10 protein-coding genes are annotated in these 11,480 nt (G+C 67.6%); 3 read left to right on the top strand and 7 right to left on the bottom strand.

Annotation, left to right across the window (positions count from 1 at the left end; translation table 11 throughout):
• Position 1: 1 nt before the first annotated feature.
• The gene (locus ACFRAH_RS05380; protein WP_377989883.1) at positions 2–1,165 is read left to right on the top strand and encodes a cysteine desulfurase family protein; all 1,164 of its coding nucleotides are present in this window, start codon (positions 2–4) and stop codon (positions 1,163–1,165) included.
• A gap of 8 nt (positions 1,166–1,173) precedes the next feature.
• Here ACFRAH_RS05380 and ACFRAH_RS05375 read toward each other — a convergent pair whose 3' ends face one another.
• Together ACFRAH_RS05375 and ACFRAH_RS05370 are read right to left on the bottom strand one after the other, a co-directional pair.
• Complete coding sequence (locus ACFRAH_RS05375) at positions 1,174–2,046, bottom strand: fumarylacetoacetate hydrolase family protein (protein ID WP_377989882.1); 873 nt, start codon at positions 2,044–2,046, stop codon at positions 1,174–1,176.
• 46 nt (positions 2,047–2,092) lie between these two features.
• Positions 2,093–2,755 (bottom strand): DUF1684 domain-containing protein, encoded by a 663-nt coding sequence (locus tag ACFRAH_RS05370; protein ID WP_377989881.1) that lies wholly within the window; start codon positions 2,753–2,755, stop codon positions 2,093–2,095.
• 111 nt (positions 2,756–2,866) lie between these two features.
• On the opposite strand from ACFRAH_RS05370, the gene ACFRAH_RS05365 reads away from it, so the two are divergent.
• Together ACFRAH_RS05365 and ACFRAH_RS05360 are read left to right on the top strand one after the other, a co-directional pair.
• Complete coding sequence (locus ACFRAH_RS05365; protein ID WP_377989880.1) at positions 2,867–3,670, top strand: hypothetical protein; 804 nt, start codon at positions 2,867–2,869, stop codon at positions 3,668–3,670.
• A gap of 68 nt (positions 3,671–3,738) precedes the next feature.
• Complete coding sequence (locus ACFRAH_RS05360) at positions 3,739–4,545, top strand: transglutaminase family protein (protein WP_377989879.1); 807 nt, start codon at positions 3,739–3,741, stop codon at positions 4,543–4,545.
• Positions 4,546–4,572: 27 nt separating this feature from the next.
• On the opposite strand, the gene ACFRAH_RS05355 is transcribed toward ACFRAH_RS05360, so the two are convergent.
• From ACFRAH_RS05355 to ACFRAH_RS05335, 5 genes are all read right to left on the bottom strand, one after another.
• Positions 4,573–5,070: a MarR family winged helix-turn-helix transcriptional regulator gene (locus tag ACFRAH_RS05355; RefSeq protein ID WP_377989878.1), complete on the bottom strand. Its 498-nt coding sequence runs from the start codon at positions 5,068–5,070 to the stop codon at positions 4,573–4,575.
• Positions 5,067–6,212: an LLM class flavin-dependent oxidoreductase gene (locus ACFRAH_RS05350; protein WP_377989877.1), complete on the bottom strand. Its 1,146-nt coding sequence runs from the start codon at positions 6,210–6,212 to the stop codon at positions 5,067–5,069. Before ACFRAH_RS05350 ends, ACFRAH_RS05355 begins: the two co-directional genes overlap by 4 nt.
• Before the next feature lie 127 nt (positions 6,213–6,339).
• Complete coding sequence (locus ACFRAH_RS05345; RefSeq protein ID WP_377989876.1) at positions 6,340–6,624, bottom strand: hypothetical protein; 285 nt, start codon at positions 6,622–6,624, stop codon at positions 6,340–6,342.
• A gap of 45 nt (positions 6,625–6,669) precedes the next feature.
• Positions 6,670–9,888: an efflux RND transporter permease subunit gene (locus ACFRAH_RS05340; RefSeq protein WP_377989875.1), complete on the bottom strand. Its 3,219-nt coding sequence runs from the start codon at positions 9,886–9,888 to the stop codon at positions 6,670–6,672.
• A 78-nt stretch (positions 9,889–9,966) separates the two neighbouring features.
• Positions 9,967–11,472, bottom strand: coding sequence for a malate:quinone oxidoreductase (locus ACFRAH_RS05335; RefSeq protein ID WP_377989874.1), 1,506 nt, complete (start codon positions 11,470–11,472; stop codon positions 9,967–9,969).
• Positions 11,473–11,480 lie beyond the last annotated feature (8 nt).

Genomic DNA, 11,480 nt, shown 5'->3' with positions numbered 1-11,480 from the left:
CATGATCTTCCTGGACGCAGCAGCCACAACCCCCGTCCGCCGAGAGGTGCTGGAGGCCATGTGGCCCTACCTCACCGGCGAATTCGGCAACCCGTCAAGCCACCACCCGCTCGGCGACTCCGCGGCGCGGGCGCTCGCTGATGCCCGGAAGACCGTGGCCGCGGTGCTGGGCTGCCGGCCGGGGGAGATCACGTTCACATCGGGCGGAACAGAGGCGGACAACCTCGCGGTCAAGGGGATTGCCCTGGCGCGGCAGGCCGCGGACCCTGCCCTGAATCGGGTGGCGATCAGCGCCGTCGAGCATCCTGCCGTGGAGGAGTCCGCACGGTACCTTGAACGCTTCCACGGCTTCACCGTGGACGTGGTGCCGGTCGACGGGAACGGAACGATCACCCCGGGGGCGCTTGCCGCGGTGCTGCGGGACGAAACCGCGCTGGTCAGCATCATGTACGCCAACAACGAGGTGGGCACCGTCCAGCCGGTGGCCGATCTGGCGGCACTGGCGAAGGGGCTGGGGATCCCCTTCCACACCGACGCCGTGCAGGCCGCCGGCTGGCTGCCGCTGGACGTGAGGGCGCTCGGCGTGGACGCGCTGAGCATCTCCGGGCACAAGCTCGGGGCACCCAAAGGCAACGGGGTCCTGTTCGTGCGGGGCCGGACCCGTGTGGAGCCCCTGGTTCACGGCGGCGGGCAGGAACGTGGCCGGCGCTCCGGCACGGAGAACGTCGCCGGTGCCGTGGCCCTGGCCACCGCGCTCACCCTGGCGCACGCCGACCAGCGCGCACTCGCGGCCCGCGTCACGGGCCTGCGGGACCAGTTCATCAAGGCCGTCCTGGACAGCGTCCCCGGGGCCATGCTGACCGGCCATCCGTCCCAGCGGCTGCCATCGGTCGCGTCGTTCTGCTTCCCGGGCACCAGCGGGGAGTCCGTGCTCCTGGAACTTGAGCGCCAGGGCGTGGTCTGCTCCAGCGGCTCGGCCTGCGCTGCGGGATTGGATGCGCCGTCGCCGGTGCTGGTGGCACTGGGCATCGAAGCCGAGGTGGCGCAGACCGCCGTTCGCTTCAGCTTTGATTCCTCGGTGACCGCCGCGGACCTGGAGGCTGCCGCCGCTGCGGTGACGGCCGCCGTCGGAAGCGTCCGGAACCTGGGCCTGATTCCGGGGTAGGGTTCCGGTCAGCTGGCGGCTGTGACGGGGTTGGAGAGCTCCCCGATTCCGCCCACCCGGCAGCTGACGGTGTCACCCGGCCGGATGCCGGCGCTGGCCGCCGGGAAGCCGGTGAGCACCAGGTCGCCGGGGTGCAGGGTCATGAACGACGTCAGGTAGACGAGGATCTCGTCCACCTTCCAGCCGAGGCCGGCCGTGCTTGCCGCGGGCAGTTCCGTTCCGTTGTGGACGACGCCGATGGGCAGGTCCGTGTGGTCCAGCCCGGTCACGATCCAGGGGCCGGCCGGTGTGAAGGTGTCCTGGCTTTTGGCGCTGAGCCAGAGCTCATCGGACTTTTGCAGCTTGCGCGCGGTGACGTCGTTGGCGATGGTGTACCCCAGCACGGCCGTCCGGGCGTTGTCGAGGGTCAGGTTTTTCGCTGCGCGGCCGACGACGACGGCGAGTTCCGCTTCCGGCTCCACCAGCCCGATTCCGGCCGGCAGTTCAATCGCCTCACCCGGGCCGATCACGCTGGTGGCCGCCTTGTGGAAGGCCTGCGGGGGAAGGTCCCTGCCGGCCTGCCCGGTGTTGTGGGCCATCCCCAGGACATTGGCCGGCACGCTCGGCGCCAGGAACGTGAAGCTGTCCTCGGAGACCTTGGCGCCGGGCTCCCACCCCTCGCGGTGGTTGCTGGCGGCGTTGGCCCGCGAGCCAGGGAACGGCGACTCCACCACGGTCCAGGTCCGTCCCGCGGTGCCCGCAAAGTCCGCGGCACCGTTGGCCACGAAGAACTGCTCGGGAAGCTGTGCCGTCCCTTTGGCGGGTGCCGTGTCCGGGGCCGAGGAGCGGGCGGGGACGAGGGGGCGGACGCGGGCGATCCGCCGCTGGACAGGTGGGGTCATTCAGCCATCGTATGTGCGGGGCGGAGCGGCCAGGAACTGCGTGACGTCAGTACAGCTCGCCGACGGGGATTTCCACAGCCAGCCGGTTGGCCGGGCCGGCCAGCGGGCAGGCCCAGGCCTCGTTGTAGGCGCACGAGGGGTTGTAGGCGAAGTTGAAGTCAAGCACGTACTGGGCCTCCGGCCCGGAACCGCGGATGCCGTGGAACGCCCCCTTGATGGTGTCCAGCAGGTAGCGGCCGGCGCCGTAGCTTCCGCCGGGCTTTCCCGCCGTGGCATCACGGAACGGGACGAAGATCCCGCCGCCGTAGCCCTGCAGCTTCCACACGGCGAGCTGCCCCATCTCGGGAAGGTCGAACGTTCCAAGCCGGACAAACCTGACCAGCCCGTCCGTCCCGGTTTCGACGTTCATCTCCCGTCCGGCGCCCTCCTTGGTCAGGGGGACGTAGAACCGGTAGATGGGGTCGTAGTCAACCGTCTTGAGCCCGTAGAAGGAGGCCTTGGCCTGGTCCGTCAGGGCGGACGCCGGGTGCGTGCCGAACATGCGGTCGCGCTCCTGCCGCCAGTAGGCGTGGGCCTCGGCCGGGCTGTCCGCGGCGATTTTCCGCACGGTGTCGTAGAGGGCGAACGTCCGCAGCCGCCAGTCGGCAATGTCGACGGCGGACATGCGCGCCAGGGTCTGTTCCGCTGCGTCCAACTCATGTTCGGGCATGATCACAGCCTATTGCTAATTGCCCGGGCGCGTTGCGGTGCCCCTGGTGGCTGGGCGAAACGCTGGCCGGCAACCGGCAGACGGGCCAGTCGTCCCGGCTAGGCTGGATCCATGACAGGGACCAGGGCCTCCGGACGTATGGGCATCGCCGCCGTCGTGCTGCTGACGGCGGGACTGGTGGCCGGCTGCAGCAGTGACGGCAAGGGGGCGCCCGCCTGGACGGCGGAACCGGGTACCAGCCCGGCGAGCGGTGCCGCCACGGGTTCAGCGGGCCCCTCGGCAGCCGGCGGCTCCGCGACGCCCGGTGCCTCCGCCTCCGCCTCGGCCGGAGCCACGGCGGCGGCGTGGAAGGTTTTCACCGACCCCGCCAAGACGGTGAGCTTCGAGCTTCCGCAGGACTGGATTGCCCAGTCGGTGGACCCTGACAAGGGGACCCTTCCGGGTGCTGTGAAGATCGAGGTCAAGGACGCGGAAGGCACGTACCTTGCCACCCTGCAGACAGGCCTGCCCAGCACCGGCGCCGCGTCCTGCGCGGCGTCGGCCCGCAAGCCCTACGTCGTGGTCAGCAGTGTCCCGGTGGAGCTGCCGCACAGCGGCGGGGAGGGGACCATCGACCCGCACGTGGTGTTCAGGGTGATCCAGGGCTACCGCTACTTTGGCTCCTACGGCATCACCAACCTGGTGGGCGGCGCCGATTCAAAGGCGTGCCAGCTGCAGAATGTGGTCCAGCGCCTGGCAGGCAAGGGGAACTACTCGTTCAGCGACGTGCGCTCGCTGAAGGCATTCGCGCCGGATGAAAAGGTGGCCCCGGCCAAGGCCTTTGACACGCTGGACCAGGCCGCCGGGTACGTCAACAAGGGCTCCGAATTCGCCAACGTCCAGCGGATGCTAATGTCTCTGAAGATCAAGAACTAGTCCCGCTGCGCTCCGGCACACCCCAGCCCGCAGCCGCTGACTCACACCGCCTCACACCCCGGAGACCCATGGAACGAACTGTTGCTGCCCGCCTGGTATTTAAGACCGTGGCCGACACCAAGGTGGCCATGGCCATCTCCGTGGCGCGGAACGCCGGCTACTCGTCCTTCGAGGAGAACCTCAGCGTGACGGCGGACGGGGAACAGGTTCCGCTGACCGAGCTTTCGGACCACCATGGCGGCAGGTTCCACTACATGGAGTTCGCGGACCCCTCGGAAGTCACCGTGGATTACTCGGCAACCGTCGGTGGCCGGGCAGAACCCGCGGAGGCCCCGCTGATGGAACTGATCCGGTATGTCCGGCCCAGCCGGTACGCGGAGTCCGACCGGCTGCTGCCCACGTCCTATGCGGAATTCGGCGGACTCCAGGGGCAGGAGCTCCTGCAGGCTGTGCGCAACTGGGTGTTCAGCGAACTGCGGTACGTCAGCGGTTCGTCCCGGGGAACGGACGGTGCCGTGGAGACACTCCTGCACCGGCGGGGCGTGTGCCGGGACTATGCGCACCTGGCGATATCGCTGCTCCGCGCCAAGAACGTGCCCGCCCGGCTGGCAGCAGTGTACGCCCCCGGCCTTTCCCCGATGGATTTCCACGCCGTCGCCGAGGCACATGTCAACGGGGCCTGGCACGTGATCGACCCCACCGGCCTGGCTCCCCGGGAGGCCATGCTGCGCATCACGGCAGGGCGTGACTCCTCGGACACCGCGTTCCTGTCCACGGTGGGCGGAAGCCTGTCCCTCAAAGAGATCCGGGTGTCCGCGACCGTGGACGGCGAACTCCCCGCGGAGGACCCGGACAAGCTGGCCGTCATCCGCTGACAGGTTGCGGCTCACTGCCTGCCGTCCCTAACGGGACGGCAGCGACGCCCGCAGTTTTTCGGTAAGCCGCAGCAGCTCCCGCTGCTCCGCCGCCGTCAGTGCCGGACCGACGAGCTCGGCGATGTCCCGCACGTGCTCGCGGCCGATTTCCTTCTGCAGCGCGGCGCCCTCCTCCGTGAGCTTCAGCAGCACGCCCCTGCCGTCGTCGGGGGCCGGCATGCGTTCCACGTAGCCGCGCTTCTCCAGCCGGTCCACCAGCCTGCTCAGGCTGGACTGGCTCAGCAGCACGTTGTCGTTCAGCTCGTTCAGCCGGAGCCAGCCGGACGGGCACCGCGACAGGGTGAACAACACGTCGTACTCATTCACCGCCAGGTTCCGGAACGCGGGGCCGGACTGCAGCCGGCGCATCACGGCCACCTGCGCCCGGAACAGGGACTCCCAGGTTTCGGCGGCCAGCCGGACTGCGGACATTGACCGCCCGGACACCGACGGCCCGGAAGCCGCCGGTGCGTTCCGCGGTGTCATCGTGAATCCGTCGGGGAGGCGGCGGCAGCGGTGTCCTGGCCAATCCCCTCAGCTGCGGCGCCCTCGGCTGCGATCCGGGCGGCAACCCGTCCGGCGTGCGTGGGCGGAGCCGGGATGTGCTCCGGTGTGCGGTCGGCGTACTCCTTGCGCAGGACCGGCAGGACCTCCTCGCCGAACAGGTCCAGCTGCTCCAGCACGGTCTTCAGCGGCAGGCCGGCGTGGTCGATCAGGAACAGCTGGCGCTGGTAGTCGCCGAAGAACTCGCGGAACGAGAGGGTCTTCTCGATGACCTCCTGCGGGCTCCCGACGGTGAGCGGGGTCTGCGACGTGAAGTCCTCCAGTGACGGGCCGTGGCCGTAAACGGGGGCGTTGTCGAAGTACGGCCGGAATTCCCTGACGGCGTCCTGGGAGTTCTTCCGCATGAAGAACTGTCCGCCGAGCCCCACGATGGCCTGGTCAGCCTTGCCGTGGCCGTAGTGCTCGTAGCGCTCGCGGTACAGGCCAATCAGCTGCTGGTAGTGCTCCTTGGGCCAGAAGATGTTGTTCGCGAAGAACCCGTCGCCGTAGTACGCCGCCACCTCCGCGATCTGCGGGGTGCGGATGGAGCCGTGCCACACAAAGGGGGCCACGCCGTCGAGCGGGCGCGGGGTGGAGGTGAAGTTCTGCAGCGGCGTGCGGAACTTTCCGGACCAGTTGACCGTGTCCTCATCCCACAGCTTGCGCAGCAGGCTGTAGTTCTCGATGGCGAGTTCGATCCCGTCCTGGATGTTCTTGCCGAACCAGGGGTAGACCGGGGCCGTATTGCCACGGCCCAGCACCAGGTCAACGCGGCCGTCGGCGAGATGCTGCAGCATGGCGAAGTCCTCGGCGATCTTGACCGGATCGTTCGTGGTGATCAACGTGGTGGCCGTGGACAGCGTGATGCGCTCTGTCTGTGCGGCGATGTAGGCGAGCGTGGTGGTGGGGGAGGAGGAGAAGAACGGCCGGTTGTGGTGCTCGCCGATGGCGTAGACGTCCATGCCGATTTCTTCGACCTTCCTGGCGATCGCCACGGAGGCCTTGATGCGCTCGTGCTCCGTAGGGGTCCGGCCCGTGGTGGGGTCCTGGGTGATGTCGCTGACGCTGAATACGCCGATCTGCATGATGAGCCTTCCGTTCGCCGAAGATGTTCGGACCTGTGTTACCAGTGTACCCGATTTACATGCATTTGCATGTACCCACCTAAACGTCCCCCACGCGGGGATATTCCCGGCGGCCCAAAGGGGGACATCAGCTGGAACGAAGCTGCCCGCGGATCCTGTCGGCATAGTCGTCGTAGCTGGCCATGACGTCGACCAGATCAAGCATCGGCGGAAAATCCTCCACGGGCTGGTGCTCGGCAAGGAAGACCGCCGTCTGTTTCACGATGTCCACTTCGTCGACGTCGTTCAGGCCCAGCTCTTCTATGACCTCCGGATCGGCCCGGAACCAGGATTCGATGACCCCGCCGTCGGTGGTGGCACGCACCACGAACTGGTGCTCATTTACCGGCTCAACGCTGAATTGCTCGCTCATGGGCCCACTCTAGCCCTCGGGGCCGGTCAGTTGGGTCGAGGGGAATCAGTCCGGGGAGCCGGGGGCGGCCCGGCGGCCGGTGAGCTTGGGCACCATGCCCGTGGTCCAGTCGGCGAACTCGGCATCGACGTCGTCATCGGCAGGGGAGAAGCCGGGCCGCTGCTTGAGCTGGCGCAGGAGCTCCTTCTTCTCCTTCCGCCCTTCCACCAGCCGGTACAGCACGGGGACGAGCACCAGCGTGAGCGCCGTGGAGGAGACAAGGCCGCCGATCACCACTATGGCCAGCGGCTGGGAAATGAACCCGCCGCCGCCGGTCATGCCAAGGGCCATCGGGGTCAGCGCGAAGACCGTGGCCAGCGCGGTCATCAGGATGGGGCGGAGCCGCTGCCGGGCGCCGTGCGTGATGGCGTCGGCGACGCCCATCCCCGGCTTGCCGCCGCGCGGCTTCCGGTACTGGTTGATCAGGTCGATCAGCACGATCGCGTTGGTCACCACGATGCCCACGAGCATCAGCATGCCGATCAGCGACGGCAGCCCCAGTGGCACCCGCGTGGCCAGGAGCAGGGCCACGGCCCCGGTGGCGGCGAACGGCACCGAAACGAGGAGGATCAGCGGCTGCACCAGGGACTTGAAGGTCGCCACCATGATCACGTAGACGATGGCGATGGCTGCCAGCAGCGCGAGGCCGAGCTGCCGGAACGATTCCGCCTGCTGGGTCGTGGCGCCGCCGATCTCCGCGGTCACCCCGGCGGGAAGGTCCACGCCCTTGAGGCGCTGCTGCACGTCGGCGCTGACGGCGCCCAGGTTGGACCCCGACGGCGTGACGGACACCTGCGCCGTCCGCTGGCCGTTGCTTGAGGTGATGGAGACGGGGACGTCGACCTGTTCGACGGCGGCAATCCGGCTGAGCGGGACCGCTCCCGATGCGGTGGGGAGCAGGATGTCCCGGACGGCGGCGATGCTGGTGAAGCGTTTGCCTTCGCCGATCTGGACCGGGAAATCGTCCGTGTCGATGCGGACGGTGCCCGCGGGGACGGGGCTGATGGTGGAGGCCAGGACGCCTGCCACCTGCTCTTCGGTCAGGCCGGCGGCAACGGCCTTGGCCCGGTCCACGTTCACCTGCACCACGGGCTGGCTGGCCGCCAGGTTGGTGGTCACCTCACTGCTTCCGGGCACTCCGGTCATGGCCTTGACCATGGCGTCGCTGGCCTTCCTAAGGTCCTCGGACGTGGCGGCCTTCAGGGTGATGTCCACGGTGGAGGACGTTCCGAAGCCTCCCTGCTGGGAGCCGACAGAGATCTTGCCCGCCGCACCTGCGGCCGCGAGTTCGCTGCGGACCGTGTCCTGCAGCTTGCCCTGGTTGGCTTTTTCGTCGGTGACAACCGTGAAGGAGGAATTGGAGGCGCCCGAGGACGTCAGTGCGGTGAAGCCGGCCTGCGCGTTGCCGGAGGTCACCTGGACGTCCCTGATCCCGTCGATGCCAAGGAGCACGTCCTCGACCTTCCGGGCTGCGGCGCTGGTGTCGTCGAGGCTGGTGCCGGCGGGAAGTTCCTGCTTGACCGTCATGCTGTTCTCCCCGGACCGGCCCAGCAGGTCGGTGGCGAGCAGCGGCGTCATCGCGGCGGTCCCGCCGAGGACCAGGACCGCTGCGATCAGCGTGATGACGGGGTGCTTCTGGGTTTTGTTCAGCACGGGAAGATAGCCGCGCTGGAGCAGGCTGCGCTGTTCGGCCTCATGGGCCTGCGACTGGACTTCCCCGGCGGACCGCGGGGCATCGCCGGTGCCTTCGTTCGCGGGGTTCTTCAGGAACCAGTACGCGAGCACCGGCACGATGGTCAGAGACACCAGCAGCGAGGAGAGCAGGGCGATGGTGACAGTCAGCGCGAACGGGCGGAACAGTTCGCCCGCGAGCTCGCCCACAAAGGCGATCGGGAGGAAAACGGCCACGGTGGTCAGCGTGGAAGCGGTGATCGCGCCGGCCACTTCACGGATGGAGGTGAGGATCGCGGTTAGCTTGGCTTCGCCGTAGCTCAGGTGCCGCTTGATGTTCTCGATCACCACGATGGAATCGTCCACCACCCGGCCAATCGCGATGGTCAGCGCCCCGAGCGTGAGGATGTTCAGTGAATACCCCGTGCCGGACAGGCCGATGAAAGCGATCAGCAGCGACAGCGGAATGGAGACGGCGGTGACCAGGGTGGAGCGGACGGACATGAGGAAGAGGAGAATGACGGCCACCGCGAAGCCGAGGCCCAGAAGCCCCTCCGTGGTGAGGTCCTTGATGGACTTCTCGATGAAGGGTGCCTGGTCGAAGACGGGCGTGATCTTGGCGCCCGAGCCAAGCTCCGCCTCGAGCTGCGGCAGCAGGTCCTTGACCGCGTGCGAGATCGCCACGGTGTCGCCCTCGGGCTTCTTGGTCACGGAGATGGCCAGCGTTTCGAGGCCGTTCGTCCGGGTGATCGATGTCCGCGCGTCGTCCCTGATGCTGACGTCGGCCACGGAACCGATGGTGGTCCCGGCTTTGGCCCCGCTGAGCGGGAGGGCCTTCACCGCTGCGACCGAGTCGACCGGGCTGCCGATCTGCAGGGAGAGGCTTTGGCCCTTCTCCTCAATCGTGCCCGCCGGGACAAGGTCGCCATTGTTGGTCAGGGCGTTTCGGAGCGACTGGATGCTGGCACCGCCGGAGGCCATCCGGGCCGCGTTCGGCTGGATGAGGATGTGCCTGCTGGCGCCTCCGGTCACGTCGGCGCCGCGGACGCCGTCGAGCTTTTGCAGCCGGGGCACCGACAGGCGCTGAAGATCCGTGTTCAGCTCACTCAGCGGCTTGTCGGAGGAAACGGCAAGGAAGACGATCGGGAAGTCGCTGATGCTCCCGGCGATGGCCTGCGGCTGGACGTCGTCCGGGAGCGTGCGCTTCGCATTGGAAATGGCCCGGTCGATCTGGTTCCGGGCACGGTCCAGGTTGGAGCCATAGGTGAAGACGAGGCTGATCTGCGAGACGCCGTTGCGGGAGGTGGACGACGTCGACTCCAGGCCTTCGACGCCGTTCAGCGCCGTCTCGAGCGGTCGGCTGACCTGCTTGTCCACCACCTCGGGCGACGCCCCCGGCATCGACGTGATCACCGTGATCCGCGGGAACTCAATCGAGGGGATGAGTTCCTGCTTCAGCGAGGACATGGTGATCACGCCGAACACCGAGGCGAAGATGGTGATCAGCGCGATGAGTGCGCGGTTCCCGAGGGATAGGTGGGCCAGCCGGAACATCGCATGATCTCCTGGGTCGACGGACGGTTTGCCTTCGGTGATGCCTGCCGCAACCCGCGCCGGGTCAGCGCTGGTAGGTCAACGCTGGACTGCGGGCGATGCTTCCAGCTGAAGGCTCTTGGCGGTGGCCTTCTCGAGTTCAGCCGCCAGCTCCGGGTTTTCGTTGAGCTTGACACCGTAGCCCGGCATCATTTCCTTGAGCTTGGACTGCCAGCCCTTGAAGTTCTTGGGGAAGGACTTCTGCAGGAGCTCGATCATGATCGGCACGGCCGTGGAAGCCCCCGGCGAAGCGCCGAGGAGGGCGCCGACGGAACCGTCGCGGGCGGCGATCACCTCGGTGCCGAACTGCAGGACACCGCCCTTCTTCGGATCCTTCTTGATGATCTGCACACGCTGGCCAGCGGTGATAAGTTCCCAGTCGCCGTCCTTGGCCTCGGGGTAGTACTCGCGGAGCGCCTCGACCTTGTCACCGTGGCGCTTGGCCACCTCCTTGACCAGGTACGCGGTCAGGTCCATGTTGTCCTTGGCCACGGCGAGCATCGGAATGATGTTGCTCGGCCGGATGGACAGCGGGAGGTCCAGGTAGCTGCCGTTCTTCAGGAAGTTCGTGGAGAAGCCGGCATACGGGCCGAACAGCAGGGAGCGCTTGCCGTTGACGTAGCGGGTGTCCAGGTGCGGCACGGACATGGGCGGCGCGCCGACGGAAGCCTGGCCGTAGACCTTGGCGTTGTGCTGGGACGCGAGGGACGGGTCGGTGCAGCGGAAAAACTGGCCGGAGACGGGGAACCCGCCGAAGCCCTTGCTTTCCGGGATGCCCGAGGCCTGCAGCAGGTGCAGCGCCCCGCCACCGGCGCCGACGAAGACGAACTTGGCCCGGATGCTGCCGCGCTCACCGGAAGCGGGGTGCTTGAGCGAAAGGTCCCAGCCGCCGTCGGACGCCCGGCGCACATCGGTGACGTCGTGGCCGTAGTTGATCTCGACGCCGTTGTTGGCGAGGTAGCCGGTCAGCTCCCGGGTCAGGGCGCCGAAGTCGACGTCGGTGCCCTCGGCGGCGCGGGTGGCGGCGACGCGCTGCTTCGTGTCGCGCCCCTTGACGATCAGCGGCGCCCACTTGGCGATCTGGGCGAAGTCCTCGGAGTACTCCATGCTCCGGAACAGCGTGTGCTCCTTGAGCGCGTTGTACCGGGTCTTGAGGAAGTTGGAGTTGTCGTCGCCGATGACGAAACTCATGTGCGGAACGGTGTTGATGAAACCCTTGGGCGAGCCGATCAGGGAGTTGTCCACCAGGTGGGACCAGAACTGGCGGGACAGCTGGTACTGCTCGTTGATGTGCAGTGCCTTGGCAGGATTGACCGAGCCGTCTTTGGCTGCGGGGGAGTAATTAAGCTCACACAGCGCGGCGTGTCCGGTGCCGGCGTTGTTCCACGGTCCCGAGCTCTCCAGGCCGGCCTCGTCAAGCCGCTCGAACAGGGAGATGGTCCAGTTGGGTTCGAGCTGCTTGATGAACGCACCCAGCGTGGCGCTCATGATGCCGCCGCCAATGAGGACGACGTCGGCATTTTGGGTCTTGGAAATGAAGGTCACAATCAGTC

This window comes from Arthrobacter sp. NPDC056727 (assembly GCF_042790555.1).
Lineage (GTDB): Bacteria > Actinomycetota > Actinomycetes > Actinomycetales > Micrococcaceae > Arthrobacter.
Note: the sequence above shows the minus strand (reverse complement) of the source record. Positions and strands in the feature narration are given on the sequence as shown.

Excerpts from the sequence above, each read along its gene's own strand:
- ACFRAH_RS05375 (WP_377989882.1), bottom strand. The coding sequence starts at position 2,046 with ATGACCCCACCTGTCCAGCGGCGGATCGCCCGCGTCCGCCCCCTCGTC.
- ACFRAH_RS05380 (WP_377989883.1), top strand. The coding sequence starts at position 2 with ATGATCTTCCTGGACGCAGCAGCCACAACCCCCGTCCGCCGAGAGGTG.
- ACFRAH_RS05365 (WP_377989880.1), top strand. The coding sequence starts at position 2,867 with ATGACAGGGACCAGGGCCTCCGGACGTATGGGCATCGCCGCCGTCGTG.
- ACFRAH_RS05350 (WP_377989877.1), bottom strand. The coding sequence starts at position 6,212 with ATGCAGATCGGCGTATTCAGCGTCAGCGACATCACCCAGGACCCCACC.
- ACFRAH_RS05355 (WP_377989878.1), bottom strand. The coding sequence starts at position 5,070 with ATGACACCGCGGAACGCACCGGCGGCTTCCGGGCCGTCGGTGTCCGGG.
- ACFRAH_RS05340 (WP_377989875.1), bottom strand. The coding sequence starts at position 9,888 with ATGTTCCGGCTGGCCCACCTATCCCTCGGGAACCGCGCACTCATCGCG.
- ACFRAH_RS05345 (WP_377989876.1), bottom strand. The coding sequence starts at position 6,624 with ATGAGCGAGCAATTCAGCGTTGAGCCGGTAAATGAGCACCAGTTCGTG.
- ACFRAH_RS05370 (WP_377989881.1), bottom strand. The coding sequence starts at position 2,755 with ATGCCCGAACATGAGTTGGACGCAGCGGAACAGACCCTGGCGCGCATG.
- ACFRAH_RS05360 (WP_377989879.1), top strand. The coding sequence starts at position 3,739 with ATGGAACGAACTGTTGCTGCCCGCCTGGTATTTAAGACCGTGGCCGAC.